The sequence below is a fragment of the Azospirillum fermentarium genome, assembly GCF_025961205.1.
Classification (GTDB): Bacteria; Pseudomonadota; Alphaproteobacteria; order Azospirillales; family Azospirillaceae; genus Azospirillum; species Azospirillum fermentarium.
This window is the reverse complement of sequence record NZ_JAOQNH010000001.1, coordinates 1,442,948-1,459,855: the sequence shown is the minus strand read 5'-3', so window position 1 is coordinate 1,459,855 and position 16,908 is coordinate 1,442,948. Positions and strand designations below refer to the sequence as shown.

At 70.4% G+C, this 16,908-nt stretch carries 19 protein-coding genes; 8 read left to right on the top strand and 11 right to left on the bottom strand.

What is annotated here, in order from left to right; translation table 11 throughout:
* The first annotated feature begins 2 nt into the window (after positions 1-2).
* From M2352_RS07075 to M2352_RS07065, 3 genes are all read left to right on the top strand, one after another.
* Entirely contained in the window at positions 3-1,469 is a 1,467-nt protein-coding gene (locus M2352_RS07075) for an aminotransferase-like domain-containing protein (protein WP_264663789.1), read from the top strand.
* A 143-nt stretch (positions 1,470-1,612) separates the two neighbouring features.
* The gene (gene ccoG / locus M2352_RS07070; RefSeq protein ID WP_264663788.1) at positions 1,613-3,076 is read left to right on the top strand and encodes a cytochrome c oxidase accessory protein CcoG; all 1,464 of its coding nucleotides are present in this window, start codon (positions 1,613-1,615) and stop codon (positions 3,074-3,076) included.
* A 293-nt stretch (positions 3,077-3,369) separates the two neighbouring features.
* Positions 3,370-5,067: a methyl-accepting chemotaxis protein gene (locus tag M2352_RS07065; protein WP_264663787.1), complete on the top strand. Its 1,698-nt coding sequence runs from the start codon at positions 3,370-3,372 to the stop codon at positions 5,065-5,067.
* Between the two features lie 3 nt (positions 5,068-5,070).
* Here the strand turns inward: M2352_RS07065 and M2352_RS07060 are convergent, their stop codons facing one another.
* The gene (locus M2352_RS07060) at positions 5,071-6,438 is read right to left on the bottom strand and encodes a TldD/PmbA family protein (RefSeq protein ID WP_264663786.1); all 1,368 of its coding nucleotides are present in this window, start codon (positions 6,436-6,438) and stop codon (positions 5,071-5,073) included.
* 159 nt (positions 6,439-6,597) lie between these two features.
* On the opposite strand from M2352_RS07060, the gene M2352_RS07055 reads away from it, so the two are divergent.
* Positions 6,598-6,831, top strand: a complete 234-nt coding sequence (locus tag M2352_RS07055) for a hypothetical protein (protein ID WP_264663785.1) — start codon at positions 6,598-6,600, stop codon at positions 6,829-6,831.
* 18 nt (positions 6,832-6,849) lie between these two features.
* On the top strand, positions 6,850-7,770 hold the full coding sequence (locus M2352_RS07050; RefSeq protein WP_264663784.1) for a DMT family transporter: 921 nt from the start codon (positions 6,850-6,852) through the stop codon (positions 7,768-7,770).
* A gap of 40 nt (positions 7,771-7,810) precedes the next feature.
* On the opposite strand, the gene M2352_RS07045 is transcribed toward M2352_RS07050, so the two are convergent.
* The 8 genes from M2352_RS07045 to M2352_RS07010 form a co-directional block, all read right to left on the bottom strand.
* Entirely contained in the window at positions 7,811-8,116 is a 306-nt protein-coding gene (locus M2352_RS07045) for a monooxygenase (protein WP_264663783.1), read from the bottom strand.
* A 19-nt stretch (positions 8,117-8,135) separates the two neighbouring features.
* Positions 8,136-8,873: a tRNA pseudouridine(38-40) synthase TruA gene (truA, locus tag M2352_RS07040; RefSeq protein WP_264663782.1), complete on the bottom strand. Its 738-nt coding sequence runs from the start codon at positions 8,871-8,873 to the stop codon at positions 8,136-8,138.
* Positions 8,874-8,877: 4 nt separating this feature from the next.
* Entirely contained in the window at positions 8,878-9,828 is a 951-nt protein-coding gene (gene fmt, locus M2352_RS07035) for a methionyl-tRNA formyltransferase (protein WP_264663781.1), read from the bottom strand.
* A 3-nt stretch (positions 9,829-9,831) separates the two neighbouring features.
* Positions 9,832-10,350: a peptide deformylase gene (def, locus tag M2352_RS07030; protein WP_264663780.1), complete on the bottom strand. Its 519-nt coding sequence runs from the start codon at positions 10,348-10,350 to the stop codon at positions 9,832-9,834.
* A gap of 137 nt (positions 10,351-10,487) precedes the next feature.
* The gene (gene folE / locus M2352_RS07025) at positions 10,488-11,102 is read right to left on the bottom strand and encodes a GTP cyclohydrolase I FolE (RefSeq protein WP_264663779.1); all 615 of its coding nucleotides are present in this window, start codon (positions 11,100-11,102) and stop codon (positions 10,488-10,490) included.
* 153 nt (positions 11,103-11,255) lie between these two features.
* Positions 11,256-11,648 carry a Co2+/Mg2+ efflux protein ApaG gene (gene apaG, locus M2352_RS07020; RefSeq protein WP_264663778.1) on the bottom strand — a complete coding sequence of 131 codons (393 nt, stop codon included), beginning with the start codon at positions 11,646-11,648 and terminating at the stop codon, positions 11,256-11,258.
* Between the two features lie 113 nt (positions 11,649-11,761).
* Positions 11,762-12,355 (bottom strand): hypothetical protein, encoded by a 594-nt coding sequence (locus tag M2352_RS07015; protein ID WP_264663777.1) that lies wholly within the window; start codon positions 12,353-12,355, stop codon positions 11,762-11,764.
* Positions 12,356-12,423: 68 nt separating this feature from the next.
* On the bottom strand, positions 12,424-12,603 hold the full coding sequence (locus tag M2352_RS07010; RefSeq protein ID WP_264663776.1) for a hypothetical protein: 180 nt from the start codon (positions 12,601-12,603) through the stop codon (positions 12,424-12,426).
* A gap of 135 nt (positions 12,604-12,738) precedes the next feature.
* On the opposite strand from M2352_RS07010, the gene M2352_RS07005 reads away from it, so the two are divergent.
* Together M2352_RS07005 and M2352_RS07000 are read left to right on the top strand one after the other, a co-directional pair.
* Complete coding sequence (locus M2352_RS07005; RefSeq protein WP_264663775.1) at positions 12,739-13,302, top strand: ankyrin repeat domain-containing protein; 564 nt, start codon at positions 12,739-12,741, stop codon at positions 13,300-13,302.
* A 22-nt stretch (positions 13,303-13,324) separates the two neighbouring features.
* Entirely contained in the window at positions 13,325-14,311 is a 987-nt protein-coding gene (locus M2352_RS07000) for a cobalamin biosynthesis protein CobD/CbiB (RefSeq protein WP_264663774.1), read from the top strand.
* Between the two features lie 30 nt (positions 14,312-14,341).
* On the opposite strand, the gene M2352_RS06995 is transcribed toward M2352_RS07000, so the two are convergent.
* Positions 14,342-15,208: a LysR family transcriptional regulator gene (locus M2352_RS06995; protein ID WP_264663773.1), complete on the bottom strand. Its 867-nt coding sequence runs from the start codon at positions 15,206-15,208 to the stop codon at positions 14,342-14,344.
* A gap of 227 nt (positions 15,209-15,435) precedes the next feature.
* Here M2352_RS06995 and bla point away from each other — a divergent pair, with 227 nt between their 5' ends.
* Positions 15,436-16,311 (top strand): class A beta-lactamase, encoded by an 876-nt coding sequence (gene bla, locus M2352_RS06990; protein WP_406567268.1) that lies wholly within the window; start codon positions 15,436-15,438, stop codon positions 16,309-16,311.
* An 8-nt stretch (positions 16,312-16,319) separates the two neighbouring features.
* Here bla and M2352_RS06985 read toward each other — a convergent pair whose 3' ends face one another.
* On the bottom strand, positions 16,320-16,826 hold the full coding sequence (locus tag M2352_RS06985; RefSeq protein WP_264663771.1) for a hypothetical protein: 507 nt from the start codon (positions 16,824-16,826) through the stop codon (positions 16,320-16,322).
* Positions 16,827-16,908 lie beyond the last annotated feature (82 nt).

The following is a 16,908-nucleotide window of genomic DNA, read 5'->3' as shown; positions in this document are numbered from 1 at the left end:
GCATGAGCCACGGCAGACAGGGGAACGAGACCCCGACGGCGGCCCCCAGCGGGGCCATGTGGGTGCCCGTGACCGCGGGGCGGGACAAGCCGGTCTATCTGGCCATCGCCGACGCCATCGCCGACGACATCGCCGCCGGCATCCTGACCCCCGGCCAGCGGCTGCCGCCCCAGCGGCATCTGGCGGCCCTGATGGGCATCGACTTCACCACCGTCAGCCGGGCGTATGTGGAGGCGCGCCACCGCGGGCTGATCGACGCGCGGGTGGGCCAGGGCACCTTTGTCCGCGCCGCCGCACCCGCCGGCCCGGCCCGGCCCGAACCGGTCCCCATGCCGGGGCCGGTATCGGGGCTGGTCGATATGACCATGAACCAGCCGCCGGTCCCTGCCGATCCGGCGCTGCTGGAACGGATGCGGGCGGGGATGGCGGCGGCGCTGCCCGCCGGGCTGTCCGGCCTGCTGCATTATCCCGACGGGCTGGACCCGGATGCGGAGGCCGACGGGCCCGCGGCGGCGGCGGCGTGGCTGGCCCCGCGGCTGCCCGGCGTGCCCGCCGACCGGCTGCTGACCGCGCCGGGCACGCAAGGGGCGCTTTTGGCGCTGCTGACCCTGCTGACCCAGCCCGGCGACACCGTGTGCACCGAGGCGCTGACCTACCCCGGCTTCAAGGCCGCCGCCGCCCAGCGCGGGCTGCGGGTGGTGGGGGTGCCCATGGACGGCGACGGCATCGACCCCGGCGCGCTGGACCGCTGCTGCGCCGAACACGGGCCGGCGCTGCTCTATTGCACGCCCACCCTGCACAACCCCACCACCGCCACCATGCCGGAAGACCGGCGGCGGGCGGTGGCCGCGGTGGTGCAGCGCCACGGGCTGCCGGTGCTGGAAGACGACGTGTACGGCCCCCTGCCCGCCACGCCGATTCCACCGCTGGCCGCCTTCGCCCCGGATCAGGTGTTCCACATCGCCGGGCTGGCGAAATGCCTGTCGCCGCAGGTGCGCATCGCCTATGTGGCCGCCCCCTCGGCGCGGCAGGCGTTGCGGCTGGGAGCGGTGCTGCGGGGATCGGCGCTGATGCCCTCGCCCATCACCGCGGCGGTGGCCCGGCGGTGGATCGCCGACGGCACCGCCGCCCAGGTGCTGGGGGCCATCCGCGCCGAGGCCGTGGCCCGCCGGGCCATGGCGGCATCCCTCCTGCCCCCCGGCAGCACCATCGGCCCGGCAGAGGCGTACCACGTGTGGCTGCCCCTGCCCGCGGTGTGGCCGCGGGCCGATTTCGCCGCCTATCTGCGCACCCACGGCATCGCCGCCGTCACCGCCGACGCCTTCGCCGCCGACGGCACGTCCCCGGTGCCGGAGGCGCTGCGCCTGTGCCTGGGCGCGGCCCACGGGCGCGACGGCACCCGCCGCATGCTGGCGGTGGTGGCCGAGGCGCTGGACCGGCTGCCCGCGGCGCCCGGCACGGTGATCTGATCCGGGGGCGGACCGGCCCCATACAATCACGGAACCATACAATCACGCGCCGCCGGAGCACCAATCAATGCATTCAATTTTCCTTGCGCCGGGATCATTGAATGCATACAGTGCGCCCGTCTCCCGGCTTCATGAAAAGGCGCATGATGAACGACCATGCCCATAGCCCGTTTTCGGGCGCCCCCGCCGCCGCTCCACTCTACGCCTCCCACCGCAAGATCCACCCCAAGGCGGTGAAGGGCCGGTTCCGCCGGCTGAAATGGTGGCTGACCGCGGTGTTTCTGGTTCTGTATCTGGTGCTGCCGTGGGTGCGGTGGGACCGCGGCGCCGGCCTGCCCGATCAGGCGGTGCTGTTCGACCTGGAGGCCCAGCGCTTCTACCTGTTCGCCGCCGAACTGTGGCCGCAGCAGGTCTACATCATGACCGGGATCATGATCCTGGCGGCGGTGGGGCTGTTCCTGGCCACCGCCATCGCCGGGCGGGTGTGGTGCGGCTTCGCCTGCCCCCAGACCGTCTGGACCGACCTGTTCGTGTGGGCGGAAGCCTTGACCGAGGGCGACCGCGGCGCCCGCATCCGCCTGGACAAGGGGCCGCGCGACGGCGCCTACATCGCCAAGAAGGCGGCCAAACACGCCCTGTGGCTGGCGATCTCCGCGGTGACCGGGGTCACGGCGCTGCTGTACTTCACCGACGCCTTCGGCTTCGTGGCCGACGCGGCGGCCTTTGCCGCCTCGCCGCTGGTGCTGGGGTGGATGGCGTTCATGACGGTCAGCACCTACCTGATGGCCGGCTTCATGCGCGAGCAGATGTGCCTGTACGTCTGCCCCTGGCCGCGCATCCAGGCGGCGATGCTGGACGACGACAGTCTGGTGGTGACCTATCAGGGCTGGCGGGGCGAAGGCCGCGCGCCGCTGCGCAAGGACCAGAACCATGCCGAACGCCGGGCCATGGGGCTGGGCGATTGCATCGACTGCGGTGCCTGCGTCCATGTCTGCCCCACCGGCATCGACATCCGCGACGGGCTGCAGATGGACTGTATCAGCTGCGGCCTGTGCGCCGACGCCTGCGACGACGTGATGACGCGCATCGGCCAGCCAACGGGCCTCATCCGCTTCGACACCCAGGCCGCCCAGGCGGTGAAGGCCGAGCGCCGGGCCGAAACCCCCGCCGTCCCCACCCGCATCGTCCGCCCGCGCACCATCGTCTATGCCCTGCTGCTGATCATTTCCGGCGGGCTGACCACCATGGGGCTGGTGCTGCGGCCCACCGCCGACGTGGCGGTGCTGCGCGACCGCGCGCCGCTGTTCGTCACCCTGTCCGACGGGCGCATCCAGAACAGCTACACCGTCAAGCTGTCCAACATGACGCCGCAGCCGCAGACCTTCCGCCTGACCGTCGCCGGGGTGCCCGGAGCGGCGGTGACGGTGGCCGGCGGGGGGGAAGACGCCGCCCCCACCCTGACCGCCGGGCCGGACCGGGTGGAAACCGCCCGCATCCACGTGCGCGCCGCCGCCGGCCTGCCGGCCTCCACCCCCCTGACCGTCACCCTGACCGACACCGCCACCGGCAGGGTCCACAGCGCCGGCACCGTGTTCCTGTCGCCCTGACGGGCGGTTATCCGATCAATCCATACACCCTGCCGCCTCCGCGGCCACCTCGCCCCCCTGTTCCGCCCGAGTCGGGACAGGGGGGCTTTTTCATACCATCGAAACGAACTGATTGTATGATTTGCTGACAGTTTTATTGCCTCCCTTCGCAGCAATCCTCCGCCCGTTCCTTCGGCAATTGCGCAGGAAGCGTTCATCAGAAGCCGTTCATGCACAAAAAGGTTTTGCTGACGCCCCCAGACGAGCATTCGTCATAAATCCGTTATACAGGACAAGGCCGAAGAACAATGCGTATGACCATCAAATTCGTTCTGCTGCTCGTTCTCTCCTGCCTGGGGGGATTGCTGCTGATAAGCGATCTGATCGGTCTGCGGGCGCTGGAAAATGCCAACGAGGACATCAAGACGGTCTATGAGGACCGCGTGGTCCCCTTGCGGGATCTGAAGGTGATTTCCGACGCCTACGCCGTGTTCATCGTCGATGCTTCGCACAAGGTGCGCAACGGCAACTTCACCTGGGCCGACGGCGCCGCGTCGGTCGCCAGGGCCGAGGCCGACATCAAGAGCCGCTGGACCACGTACCTCGCCACGTATCTGGTGCCGGAGGAACGGGATCTGGTGAACCGGGCAAAGCCGCTGATGGCCGCCGCCGACGCCGCCGTCGCCCGGCTGACCGGCATTCTGGCCACCCGCGACGCCGCCGCCCTGGACCGTTTCGTCAAGACCGAGCTGTACCAGACCATCGACCCGCTGACCGACATCATCGGCGCGCTGATCGACCTGCAGGTCCGGGTGGCGGGGGAAAGCTTTGCGGAGGCGCAGGCCAGCTACGCCACCGCGCACGCGGTGTCGCTCCTGCTGCTGCTGGTGGGGGCGCTGCTGGCGGCGGCGGGCGGGCTGATGGTGCTCACACGGGTGGTGCGGCCCATCGGCGGGCTGACCGCGGTGATGAAGCGGCTGGCCCAGGGCGATTTCTCCGTCGTCATCCCCCACACCCACCACCGGGACGAGGTGGGCGACATGGCCCGCACGGTGGAGGTGTTCAAGGCCAGCGGCATCGAGAACGACCGCCTGCGCCACGACCAGGAACGCCAGCGCCAGGCGGGGGAGGCGGCCAAACGCGCCGCCCTGGCCGAGATGGCCGACACGGTGGAACGCGCCGCCCACGACGCCGTGGAGCAGGTGGCGGGCCATTCCCGCCGCATGCACGAGGCGGCATCCACCATGGCCCGCTCGGCGGACGCGGTGGGCACCAACAGCCAGTCGGTGGCCGCCGCCGCGCAGCAGGCGCTGCACAACGCCCAGACCGTCGCCGCCGCGTCCGAACAACTGGCCGGCGCCATCCGCGAGATCGGCACCCAGGTGGCCCAGGCCGGCACCGTCAGCCGCCGGGCGGTGGAAACCGGCGCGCACACCCGCACCACCATCCTGTCGCTGTCGGAAACCGTGGGCCGCATCGGCGACGTGACCCGGCTGATCCAGGATATCGCGTCCCAGACCAACCTGCTGGCGCTGAACGCCACCATCGAGGCGGCGCGGGCAGGCGAGATGGGCAAGGGCTTCGCCGTGGTGGCGACCGAGGTGAAGAATCTGGCCAGCCAGACCGCCAAGGCGACCGAGGACATCGCCGAACAGATCGCCGCCATCGAAGCGGTGACGGTGGACGCGGTGCAGGCGGTGCAGGCCATCGCCGAGGGTATCGCCGAGATGGACGGCATCGCCGGCTCCATCGCCACCGCGGTGGAGGAGCAGGCCGCCGCCACCCGGGAAATCAGCCGCAACGTCCACGAGACCGCCGCCGCCGCGGAAGAGGTGTCGCGCCGCATCGCCGAGGTATCGCGGGAAGCCGGGGCCACCGGCGAACGGGCCGGCGCGGTCCGCGGCACCGCCGACCACATGGCCGACAGCGTGCAAGACCTGCGCACCACCCTGGTGCGCGTGGTCCGCGCCAGCCTGGACCACATGGACGCGCCCCGGGCGGCGCGGGGGTAACCCCTACCGCCCCGCCACGGTCATGCCGTCGATGCGCACGGTGGGGGCGTCGATGCCGGTGCGGGGGTCGAGGTCGCCCGCCGGCACCAGCCGGCGGAACATGGCCGGCAGCGTTCCCGCCACCGTCATCTCGGCCACGGGGTGGGTGATGCGCCCGTTCTCGATCCAGTACCCCGCCGCCCCGCGGCTGTAGTCGCCGGTCACGATGTTGACGCCGAACCCCATCAGCTCGGTGACGTAGAACCCCTCGCGGATGTCGGAGATCAGGTCGGCCACCGTGCCGGCTCCCCCCGTCAGCCGTACGTTGCCCGCCGACGGTCCCGGCATACCCCCCGCCGCGCGGGCAGCGTGGCCGGTGGGGGGCAGCCCCAGTTGCCGGGCCGAGCGGGCGTCCAGCAGCCACCCGGTCAGCACCCCGCCGTCGATCAGCGCCCGCCGCGCGCCCGTCACCCCCTCGGCGTCGAAGGGCTGGGAGCGCAGGCCGCGGGGCTGGAGCGGATCGTCGATCACCGACACGCCGGGGGCGAACACCGCCGTGCCCAGCGCGTTCTTCAGAAAGCTGGTGCCGCGCGCCACCGCCGGCCCCGACAGCGCCGCCAGCAGGTGATCCAGCAACGACCCCGCCACCGTGCGGTCGAACACCACCGGCAGGGAGCCGCTGGGCATCTTGCGCGCCCCCAGCCGGCGGACCGCCCGCTCCCCGGCGGTGCGCCCGATCTCCGCCGTGCCGCGCAGGGCGGCGGCGTGGGTGGCGGCATCGCTGTCGCCCCCCCGCTCCATCCCGCCGGGACCGGCCGCCAGCACCCACGCCATCAGCGCATGGCGGGTGGCCGACCACGCGCCCGCGAAGCCGTTGGAGCCGGCCAGCGCGAAGCGGCTGCGGCTCCAGGTCGAATCGATCACGCGGGCGTTGGCCACCGACGGCACGGCATAGGCCGCCGCCTCCAGCGCCAGCGCCTGTTCGCGCAAGACATCGGCGGACGGCTCCCCCGGCTCGTCCAGGTCCAGGGCGGGCCAGACGGCGGCGGACGCATCCGCCAGCCCGCAGAAGGGATCCTCCGGCACCGCGCGTGCCATGGCCACCGCCCGCGGGACCAGACCGTCCAGGGTGCCGCGCGACAGGTCGCTGGCCGACACCACCGCCTGGCGCGTACCGATCAGGACGCGCAGGCCCAGCGCCACCGATTCGGCCCGCACCAGCCGCTCCGTCTCCCCCGACCGCACGGCCAGATTGAGCGAATCATGGCGCCGCAGCACCGCGTCGGCGGCATCGGCGCCCTGCCGCCGGGCGGCCTTGACCAGCCCGTCCAGCAGGGTCAGATCATCGTCGGTGGCGGCGGGGACAGGGGCGGGAGGCGGTGCGGCGGTCATGGGCGGCTTCCTGTGGGCAGGGACGGGGGCAGTATACCGGGTGTGCCGAAAAAAGACTGGCCTTGCATGGGCGGGGTCCGATCCCAATAATCCGCCCCTTCCGCCCGGCGGCCCCGCCGGGACGGCTTCACCACTTGTTTACAGGAAAAGGCGTTTGCCATGCGTGCCTTCGACGGCCAGCATTCCGACCGTATCACCATCAAACGCACCCGCGAGCAGAAGGTGCTGCAACTCCAGCAGCTCAAGGAACAGCTCGCCGCGCTGAAGTCCCACACGGCCCCCACCATCCGCGAGGCGCTGGTCAAGCGCATCGCCGATCTGGAAGCGGAGCTGCGCGCCCCCGTGGAGCCGCGTCCCGCCCGCCGTCCGCCCCCCGCCGGCCCCCGCCGCTAAGACCAGCCCGGAGACGCCATGACCACCCCCGCCGCCTCCCCGTCCCGCCACGGCGTGTTCGATCAGGCGTGGCTGCTCTTGATGCTGCCGCCGCTGTTCTGGTCGGGCAACTTCATCCTGGGACGGTTCGTAGCGGGGGAGGTTCCGCCGGTGGCGCTCGCCTTCTGGCGGTGGACGCTGGGGGCGCTCATCACCCTGCCGTTCGCGTGGAAGCACCTGCGCCGCGACTGGCCGGTGTTCACCCGCCACTGGCCCATGGTGCTGCTGCTCTCGGCGCTGGGCATCGCGGCGTTCAACACGCTGGTCTACATCGGGCTGGGCAGCACCACCGCGCTCAACGGCGTGATGATGCAGTCGGCCATGCCGGTGCTGATCGTGCTGATGAGCTTCTTCCTGTTCGGCGACACCATCAGCCCGGCGCAGATGCTGGGCATCGCCGTGTCGCTGACCGGCGCCCTGACCCTCATCGCCCACGGCGACCCGGAGGTTCTGGCCGGCCTGCGCTTTGCCGCCGGGGATGTGTGGATCTTCGCCGCCGTCCTGGCCTATGGCGCCTATACCGCCCTGCTGCGCAAGCGGCCCACGGTGCACGGGCTGTCGTTCGTGGTGGTCACCTTCGCCATCGGGGCTGCGATGCTGCTGCCCCTCTATGTGTGGGAAGGGATGAGCGGCCATCCCCTGCGCCTGACCCCGGTGTCCATCGGGGCCATCGCCTATGTCTCGGTTTTCCCGTCGATCCTGGCCTATCTGTGCTTCAACCGGGCGGCGGCGCTGATCGGGCCGAACCGCACCGGCCTCAGCATCCATCTGATGCCGGTGTTCGGCAGCCTGCTGGCCATCCTGTTCCTGGGCGAACAGCCCCATTGGTATCACGCCGCCGGCATCGCGCTGATCGCCGCGGGCATCCTGCTGGCCACCCGCAAGCCCAAGGCCGGCTGAGGCCGGCGGATCAAAACCGGCTGAGGCCGCCGGGCCGGTATCAGAGCGGGGCGCGGGTGACGGCGGACAGCGGCCCGTTGACCGCGAAGACGTGGGCCACGATGCCGGTGATGCCGAATCCGGTCAGCCGGGCCACGTGCTTGTCGCGGTAGCGCTCCGCGGACGCGGCGTCGCGGAACAGATAGACGCCGCCGGCCCGGCCCCCGGCACGGTTTTCCGTCCAGATCTTCCACAACAGCCCGTCTTCGGCGGCGATGTCCCGGGCCAGACCGTCGAAGGCCCCGGCCATCTCCGCGCCCCACGGGCCGCCGTAGGGGAAATCCACCTGAAACAGCACAGCGCTCATCGTTTCCGTCCTCCTGCCGTCAATAGCGGGCTTCCATGAAATAGAGGCCGTCCGGCGGGGCGGTGGGACCGCCCTTGGAGCGGTCGCGGGCCTCCAGCGCCCGGCGCACGTCGGCGGCGGTCCATTTGCCGAACCCCACCATCTCCAGCGTGCCCACCATGTTGCGCACCTGATGATGCAGGAACGACCGGGCGGCGGCGCGGATGTGGATCTCCTCCCCCGCCTGTTCGACGGTCAGCAGGTCCAGCGTCTTTTCCGGCGAATTGGCCTGGCACAGGGCGGCGCGGAAGGTGGAGAAATCGTGCCGGCCCACCAGCACCTGCGCCGCCTCGTGCATGGCGGCGGCGTTCAGCGGACGCTGGACGTGCCACACCCGCCCGGCGTCGATGGCCGGCGGCGCACGGCGGTTGAGGATGCGGTACAGGTACGACCGGCCCAGGCACGACATGCGGGCGTGGAACGGTTCGCCCACCTCCTCCACCGCCAACACGGCGACCGGCCAGGGGCGGACGTGGAAATTCAGCGCGTCGCGCAGCTTCAGCCCGGTGATCGGGCGGTCCAGATCGACATGCACCACCTGCCCGCGGGCATGGACCCCGGCGTCGGTGCGGCCCGAGGCGTGGACCCGCACCGTTTCCCCCGACAGGCGGAGGACCGCTTCCTCAAGGGTCTGCTGGACCGAGGGTCCGTTGTCCTGCCGCTGCCAGCCGACGAAGGGGCGACCGTCGTATTCGACCGTCAGTTTCCACCGCGCCATGCCGTCAGGCGCCCAGAACCGTGCCGGGGGGAATGGCGAAGCCGCGCAGGAACGCCTCCCCGTCCACCGGCGCCTTGCCCGGGCGCTGCACCCGCACCAGCCGCACCGCCCGCCCGTCGCCGCAGGCCACGGTCATGCGCCCGTCGAGCAGGGTGCCGGGGGCGCCTGCCCCCTCCCCCGCCGGTTCGGCGGCCAGAACCTTGATGCGCTCGTTTCCCTGAGCCGGCCCCAGATCGAACCAGCACCCCGGCCACGGCGTCAGCGCCCGCACCTGCCGCTCGATGAAAGCCGCGTCATGGGTCCAGTCCAGCCGCCCGTCGTCGCGGGCCAGCTTGGCGGCATAGGTGACGCCGTCGGCGGGCTGGGACTCGGGCGTCAGGGTGCCGGCGGCCAGCCCGTCCAGGGCGGCCACGGTCATCCGCGCGCCCAGGGCGGCCAGGGCGTCGTGCAGCGTGGCGGCCGTGGTGTCACCGGTGATCGCCACCGCTTCCTTCAGCAGCATGGCCCCGGTATCGAGACCGGCGTCCATCTGCATGATGGTGATGCCCGTCTCGGCGTCGCCGGCCAGAATGGAGCGCTGGATCGGGGCTGCCCCGCGCCAGCGCGGCAGCAGCGAGCCGTGCACGTTGATGCAGCCCAGACGGGGGGCGTCCAGCACCGGCTGGGGCAGGATCAGCCCATAGGCCGCCACCACCGCCACGTCGGCCCCCAGCGCCGCGAACTCCGCCTGCGCCTCGGCGGTGCGCAGGGTCTTGGGCGTGCGCACGGGGATGCCCAGCGCTTCCGCCGCCTTGTGGATGGGGGAAAGCTGCACCTGCTGCCCGCGGCCCGCCGGACGCGGCGGCTGGGAATAGGCGCAGACCACCTGATGGCCGGCATCGACGATGGCGCGGAGCGTGGGCACGGCGAAATCCGGCGTGCCCATCATGATGACCCGGAGCGGAACGGCGGCCATGGCTCAGGCCGGCGCCTTCTGCCGCTGCTGCTTTTGCAGCTTGCGCAGGATCATGCTGCGCTTGAGGGAGGACAGGTGATCGACGAACAGCACGCCGTTCAGATGGTCGATCTCGTGCTGGACGCACACGGCCAGCGTGCCGTCGGCCTGCAGCTCCCTCACCGCCCCGGTCTCGTCCAGATAGCGGACGGTGACCGACGACGGGCGCGTGACCTCGGCGTAATGTTCGGGCACCGACAGGCACCCTTCCTCGTACACCTTCAGGTCGGGGGATTCGGCGATGATTTCCGGGTTGGCCATCATCAGCGGCGCCGGGGCCTCGTCCTTTTCATGGACGTCCACCACGATGATGCGTTCCGACACCCCGACCTGGGGGGCGGCCAGACCGATGCCGTTGGCGTCGTACATGGTTTCCAGCATGTCGCGCATCAGCGTGGCGACACGCCTGTCAACCGCGGCCACGGGCCGGGCGGTCTGTTTCAACACCGGGTGAGGAGCGACGAGAATCGGCAGGATGGCCATCGGAGTGCAGCGGACCTGAGAAGTGCGGGACGAAAGTCGGTATGGTCAATACCTATGCTCCCCCCGCCCTTCCGTCAAGGAACGGCGGGGAACGCCCAGGGATCCACCCCGGTTTGCCGGCCAGTCCCGGCCACCGATCAATCCCGGCTGTGGCTGACCGGGTTCCCGATCATGCTGAGAAACTCCCGCCGGGTGGACGGGTCGGTGCGGAACGCGCCCAGCATGCGGCTGGTGACCATGGTCACCCCGGTCTTGTGCACGCCGCGGGTGGTCATGCATTGATGCTGCGCTTCGATCACCACGGCCACACCCTCGGGCTGGAGCACCTCCTCGATGGTGTTGGCGATCTGGGCGGTCATCTTCTCCTGGATCTGCAGCCGCTTGGCGTAGGCATCCACCAGACGGGCCAGCTTGGAGATGCCGACCACCCGGTGCCGGGGCAGATAGGCCACATGGGCCTTGCCGATGATCGGCACCATGTGATGCTCGCAATAGGATTCCAGACGGATGTCGCGCAGGATCACCATCTCGTCGTAGCCGTCGGTCTCCTCGAAGGTACGCGACAGGATTTCCGACGGCTCGATCTCATAGCCGGCGAAGAACTCTTCATAGGAACGGACAACACGGTCGGGGGTGCCCGCCAGCCCCTCGCGGGCGGGATCGTCGCCGGCCCAGCGGATCAGGGTCCGCACCGCCTCTTCGGCCTCGGCACGGGTCGGCTTCGTCGCCGGGGCAACTGTCACTACGGTCACGATGCGCGTCCTCTCAAGCAAACCACCTGCCGGTGCCGGCATGGGCCCGGCCCCTGCGACTTAGGACGAGCGTGCCACACGTCAACCCTTCAGACCACATCTCTTGAAAAATTTTAACGAAATAACGGGAAAAGCTGTCCTGTAGAAAACAAATCAATTCAAACGTATGGCTTGGTGCGGACTGTCCAGGGAAAAGGCAGGAACAGCAGCGTCGAACATCTCGCCCGTATCGGTTTCCATCTGGTAACTGCCCACCATGATTCCCGATGGAGTCGTGAGCGGGGTTCCACTGGTGTATTCGAAGGATTTACCGGGTGAAAGCCGGGGCTGTTCTCCGACCACACCCGGGCCGCGCACTTCCTGCACCCGGCCCAGCGCGTCGGTTATTCGCCAATAGCGGGTGCGGAGCTGAACGGTTTCACCGCCCACGTTCTCGATCTTCACGTGATAGGCCCAGACGAAATGGTTCTGGGAGGGGATCGACTGATCCTCCAGAAAGACCGGTTCGACGGTGATGCGGATATCGCGGGTGACTTTGGTGTACATGACCGCCCCTCCCGCCGCCTCTGACCCTGGTGCGGCGCATTCTTTCCGAGGCGAAGCATAGAAAGGCACCCCACCGCCTGTCCAGAGTTACGGCCGGTCCGGAGCCCCGGCGGTCAGCTTCCGGTCTGGGGCACCTCGTGAATCTCCACCGGGTGGGGGGTGTGGCGGGACAGGATTTCCACCGCCTGCGCCTCGCGCGGCGCATCGGCCAGATGAACCCACAGCAGGATGCCGCCCTTCGCCATGTGCTGGCGCAGCGGTTCGCTGCGCTTGTCGCCGAGCCACGAGGCGAACACCCCGCCCAGGGCACCGCCGCCGGCCCCCGCCGCCGCGGCCACCGCCGCCGCCGCCAGCGCCGTGCCCCCCGTCGCCAGCACCGCACCCGATGCCAGCACCGCCCCCACATAGGCCGGCACGCCGATGGCGATGCCCTTGGCGTTCCCCTCGTCCTCCGGCGCCACATAGGATTGGCGCGGGGTGGTGGGATCGTGTTTCACCGCGTCGATGTCGGACGGGACGGCGCCCAGCCGCTCCTTCAGGGTGTCGTCCCCGGCCATCAGGCTCAGTTCCCGCCGCTCGAACCCGGCGATGGTCAGGTCGTCCACCGCGCGTTGCAAAGCCTCGGGGGCGTCGAACACCGCCACCGCCTCGCGGATGCGCCCGGCGGTGGCGGCGGATGCGGCGGCGGATGCGGTGGTATCGGTCATGACGGCCCTCCCGTTCCTGAAACCCATGACGGAATAACCGGCGCAGGGCGGGCGGGGTTCCGCCCGTATCAGGGCGGCGGGGAACCGGCCGCCGCCGGCACGATCGCCCCGCGCGGCGGCGGCAGGGTGGCGACGAACCACCACAGCCCAAGCCCGATCAGCACGGCCTTGACCACCAGAAACAGCACGATGTGCCGGGTCAGCGGGTTGCGGGGCCTGTCCCGGGCCGGGGCGGCGGGCTGGGTCATGGGGCGCTTCCGATGCAGCCGGAGGATGGGAAACTGATGCGGCGTTCCGTCCCTTTGGGTACACTGCGGCGCCCTGCCATGGGAACGAAATTCACCGGCGCACCCGCCGGATGGGGAGACAAGGGAGTAGGGGTCGTGAAACGTCTGGTTCTGGCAGCCCTTCTGGCCACCGCCGCCGCCACCTCCCTGGCGCTGCCGGCGGCGGCGGAAATCAACATCCTGGCCGGCGACGACCTGCTGAAGCACGTCACCGACGGCAACCTGAACGGCGCCCGCGCGTCGATCATGAAGGGCAGCAGCCCCAACATGGCCGACAAGGGTGGCAAGACCCTGCTGATCGTCGCCATCAACAGCGGGCGGTTCGATATGGTCAAGCTGCTGCTGGACCAGGGCGCCAACCCCAACAACGCCGACCGGGTGGGCAACACTCCGCTGATCTGGGCGGCGGAAAGCGGCCAGATCGACAGCATCGACGCGCTGATCAAGCGCGGTGCGCGCCTCGACCAGGAAAACCGCCAGGGCCTGACGCCGCTGATGGTCGCCGCCCGCGCCGGCCGCGCGGATTCGGTGGAACGGCTGCTGAAGGCCGGGGCGCGGGTGGACATCGCCGACTACACCGGGCGCACCGCCCTGGGCTGGGCGCGCGAGGGGCGCAACGCCCGCGTGACCACCCTGATCCAAAACGCCGGCGGGCGCTGATGCCCGCCGCGGGGGCTTGCCCATGATGTCCACCGCCTTCGGCGGGCCGGGGCCGCTGTTCCTGCTGCTGCTGGCGCTGGGGATCGACGCCGTGCTGGGCGCGTGGCTGGGCCGGGCGCTGCCCGACGTGGCCGGGCTGACGCAACGCCTGTGCGCCGTGCTCGACCGCCGCCTGAACCGCCCCGACCGGCGGGAAAAGGACCGGCTGCTGCGCGGGGCCCTGGTCATCGCGGTGCTGCTGGCCGTGGCGGCATCCGCCGGCTGGGTGGTGGAGGCGCTGGCCGCCGGCGGCTCCGCCATCGGCACCCTTCTCAAGCTGCTGGTGCTGCTGGCCGCCTTGCGCGGCGGGATGGCGGCGGCGCGGGTGCGCGCCGTGCGCCATGCCCTGGAACAGCCGGGGATCGAGGGCGCGCGGGCCGCCGTCACCGGCCTGACCCGCCGCTACGTCCACGCCATGGACATCCACGCCATCGCCCGCGCCGCCATCGAGCACGCCGCCCGCAGTTTCTGCCGCAAGACCGTGGCGCCGGCCTTCTGGTTCATCCTGCTGGGGGTGCCGGGCCTGCTGATGTGGTGCGTCGTGGACGGCGCCGACGCCGCCATCGGGCGCGCCGGCCCGCGGCACGAGCGGTTCGGCCTGACCGCCGCCCGGCTGGACGACGCCCTGAACGCCCTGCCCGCCCGGCTGGCCGGGCTGCTGCTGGCGCTGGGCGCCCCGTTCACCGGGGGCCGCCTGGGGTCCGCCCTGCGCACCCTGGGCACCGACGCACGGCTTCATCCCTCCCTCAACATGGGCTGGCCGCTGGCCGGCATGGCGGGGGCGCTGGATCTGGCGCTGGCGGGGCCGCACAAGGACGGTGGCGTCACCGTCAACGATCCCTGGGTCGGTCAGGGACGGGCAAAGGCCACCCCCGCCGACATCAGAAAGGCGCAGGCACTCACCGCCGTGGCGGCGCTGCTGCTGGCCGGGCTGGTGGGGGTGTTGATGGTGGGTGTGGCGCGGCTCTGAACGCCGGGCTGCCGCCCGCGCCCCACTCCCTTATCCGGTCTCTTCCAGCAGCCAGGTGCGGAACGCCTGCATGGCGTGGGTTTCGGGGTGGGAGATCAGACGGGTCAGCCAATAGCGGCCCGTGGGCACCGTGACCGCAAAGGGCTGGACGATCCGGGCCGATGCGATGTCGCTGGCGAACAAAGCGGCGGGGACCAGGGCCACACCGGCGCCCTGCGCCGCCGCCTCCACCATGGCGATGGACGAATCGAACATCCAGCCCCGCGGATTCGCCACCTCCAGCCCGGCGGCGCGGAACCACAGGGTCCATTCGTCCCGGCGGTACGAACGCAGCAGCGGCAGCTTCAGCAGGTCCGCGGGCTCCGACAGCCCCGCCGCCAGGGCGGGGGCGCAGACCGGGGCCAGCGGGGCCTCCACCAGCGGCACGGCGTCCGTTCCGTGCCATGCGCCGTGCCCGAAACGGATGAAGAAATCCAGCCCGTCGGCCAGCATGTCGGCGCGGTTGTTGTTGGTCTTCAGCCGCAGGTCGATGGACGGGTGCGCCCGCTGGAACCGCGCCAGCCGCGGCAACAGCCAGCCGACGGCAAAGGTGCTGACCGCCCCCACCGTCAGGATCTCGTGGAAATTCCCCTCTTCGAGCTGGCTGAGGATGGCGCCCATGCGGCGGAAGGCGTCGGTCAGCACCGGCAGCAGCGCGTGCCCCTCCTCCGTCAGCGCCAGCCCGCGGGGCAGCCGTTCGAACAGGGTGATCCCCAGCATCTCCTCCAGCGCCCTTACCTGATGGCTGACCGCCGTCTGGGTGACGTTCAGTTCCAGCCCGGCGCGGGTGAAGCTGCACAGACGCGCCGACGCCTCGAACGCGCGCAGGGCGTTGAGCGGCAGTTGCGAGATTTCCATCAGTGTTGCCCTGCCCCCAAATTTTTCTCGGGTCTAACCCAAGGAATGATCCTTTGCACCGACACCGTGTATCGGGGCAATTTTCCATGACGGATGCATCACCGCTGCCGGCATCAACGGATCGTATCCCAGATACAATCGAAATTCTGGAAGAAAAAATGAAGAATATCATCACCAAAGGCGCTGGAATGATCCAGGGTGCCAACGGGTTCCGTTTGCACCGCCGCATGAAATCTCTCGGCATTTTTGCCGTTATTGGCGCGCTTTGCCTGTCGTCCCCGGTCATGGCGGCGGAAAAGTCCGACACCTCGCCGCTGGGCCAGAGCTTCCGGTCCATCGAACAGCGGCTGGGGGGGCGGGTGGGCGCCTTCATCCTCGACACCCAGACCGGGCGGACCTGGACGCACCGGGCCGGAGAACGCTTCCCCCTCAACAGCACCGTCAAGGCGTTCGCCTGTGCCGGCGTCCTGGCGAGGGTTGACCGGGGGCAGGAGGATCTGGGCCGGATCGTCACCTTCGCCAAAAGCGATCTGGTGTCCCACTCCCCCGTGGTGGAAAAGGTGGCGGGCGGGCCGGGGATGAGCGTGGCCGAGGTCTGCGCCGCCGCCATGGTCCAGAGCGACAACGCCGCCGCCAACGCCGCGCTGAAACGCATCGGCGGCCCGGCGGGCTTCACCGCCTTCATGCGCTCGATCGGTGACGAAAAGACCCGGCTCGACCGCTGGGAGCCGGAGATGAACGAGGCCAGCCCCGGCGACCCCCGCGACACCACCACCCCGGCCATGGCCGCGGCCAGCCTTCAGCGGCTGGTGCTGGGCGATGTTCTGACGCCGCCGTCGCGCCAGCGCCTGACCGATTGGCTTCTGGGCAACGCGGTCAGCGGCCCGCTGCTGCGCGCCGGCCTGCCGTCAGGGTGGCGGGTGGCCGACCGCACCGGGGCCGGTGGCCACGGGTCGCGCTCCATCATCGCGGTGATCTGGCCGCCGGAGCGCCAGCCGGTGATCGCCGCCGTCTATCTGACCGGCACCAAGGGCACCATCGACACCCGCAACCAGGCGATTGCCGAGGTGGGAGCCGCCCTGGCCGCCACGCTGGGGAGATAAGATAATCTTCAGATGAGGGTGAAGGGATTGTCCCCGCCCTCGTCCGCCAGCCGGCCCATCAGCAGGTCGCGGGTTTCGACGATCAGCGCCTCGATCTCCGGCCCGCGTTCCTCTTCGGGCTTGCGCAGGATGTCCATGACGTGGGTGGCCAGCAGCACCAGGGCCGCGCGCACGCATTCATCCGGGGGGAAATCCAGGTCCAGCGTGTCGCGCAGGAACACGCCAAGCTGGTCCGGGTCGTTCCACGGGTGCAGCGTCACCGCCTCAAACGGCTCCAGCCCCAGGAACAGGTCGTTCAGCGCCATGGCGACCGCGTAGATGTCCTCGCTGGCGTCGTCCTGGGTGCGCGCGCCGGTCAGGGCGTCGTGGAAGGAATCGAGACAGCGGTCCACATAGCTGCGCACCAGCAGCGTCACCACCGCTTCGTCGCCCAGATCGTTGGCGCCGCCGGTCTGGGGCGTTACCGGCTCCAGCAGGGACAGGACGATCGGTTTCGGCTTTCCGGTGTAATCCATCGCCTGCACTCTCCGCTGACGGCGTATCGTGGCCTCTTATCTTCCCAGATAGCGCCAAACGGGCGGCCTGTCCACGGGCCAT

What these genes read in the sequence shown, in the direction of transcription:
- M2352_RS07055 (WP_264663785.1), top strand. Translation starts at nt 6,598, where the DNA reads ATGCGTGCCTTCGACGGCCAGCATTCCGACCGTATCACCATCAAACGC.
- fmt (WP_264663781.1), bottom strand. Translation starts at nt 9,828, where the DNA reads ATGGCCGCCGTTCCGCTCCGGGTCATCATGATGGGCACGCCGGATTTC.
- M2352_RS06985 (WP_264663771.1), bottom strand. Translation starts at nt 16,826, where the DNA reads ATGGATTACACCGGAAAGCCGAAACCGATCGTCCTGTCCCTGCTGGAG.
- M2352_RS07065 (WP_264663787.1), top strand. Translation starts at nt 3,370, where the DNA reads ATGACCATCAAATTCGTTCTGCTGCTCGTTCTCTCCTGCCTGGGGGGA.
- M2352_RS07010 (WP_264663776.1), bottom strand. Translation starts at nt 12,603, where the DNA reads ATGACCCAGCCCGCCGCCCCGGCCCGGGACAGGCCCCGCAACCCGCTG.
- M2352_RS07045 (WP_264663783.1), bottom strand. Translation starts at nt 8,116, where the DNA reads ATGAGCGCTGTGCTGTTTCAGGTGGATTTCCCCTACGGCGGCCCGTGG.
- def (WP_264663780.1), bottom strand. Translation starts at nt 10,350, where the DNA reads ATGGCCATCCTGCCGATTCTCGTCGCTCCTCACCCGGTGTTGAAACAG.
- M2352_RS06995 (WP_264663773.1), bottom strand. Translation starts at nt 15,208, where the DNA reads ATGGAAATCTCGCAACTGCCGCTCAACGCCCTGCGCGCGTTCGAGGCG.
- M2352_RS07000 (WP_264663774.1), top strand. Translation starts at nt 13,325, where the DNA reads ATGATGTCCACCGCCTTCGGCGGGCCGGGGCCGCTGTTCCTGCTGCTG.
- ccoG (WP_264663788.1), top strand. Translation starts at nt 1,613, where the DNA reads ATGATGAACGACCATGCCCATAGCCCGTTTTCGGGCGCCCCCGCCGCC.
- M2352_RS07015 (WP_264663777.1), bottom strand. Translation starts at nt 12,355, where the DNA reads ATGACCGATACCACCGCATCCGCCGCCGCATCCGCCGCCACCGCCGGG.
- bla (WP_406567268.1), top strand. Translation starts at nt 15,436, where the DNA reads ATGAAATCTCTCGGCATTTTTGCCGTTATTGGCGCGCTTTGCCTGTCG.
- truA (WP_264663782.1), bottom strand. Translation starts at nt 8,873, where the DNA reads ATGGCGCGGTGGAAACTGACGGTCGAATACGACGGTCGCCCCTTCGTC.
- apaG (WP_264663778.1), bottom strand. Translation starts at nt 11,648, where the DNA reads ATGTACACCAAAGTCACCCGCGATATCCGCATCACCGTCGAACCGGTC.
- M2352_RS07075 (WP_264663789.1), top strand. Translation starts at nt 3, where the DNA reads ATGAGCCACGGCAGACAGGGGAACGAGACCCCGACGGCGGCCCCCAGC.
- M2352_RS07060 (WP_264663786.1), bottom strand. Translation starts at nt 6,438, where the DNA reads ATGACCGCCGCACCGCCTCCCGCCCCTGTCCCCGCCGCCACCGACGAT.
- M2352_RS07050 (WP_264663784.1), top strand. Translation starts at nt 6,850, where the DNA reads ATGACCACCCCCGCCGCCTCCCCGTCCCGCCACGGCGTGTTCGATCAG.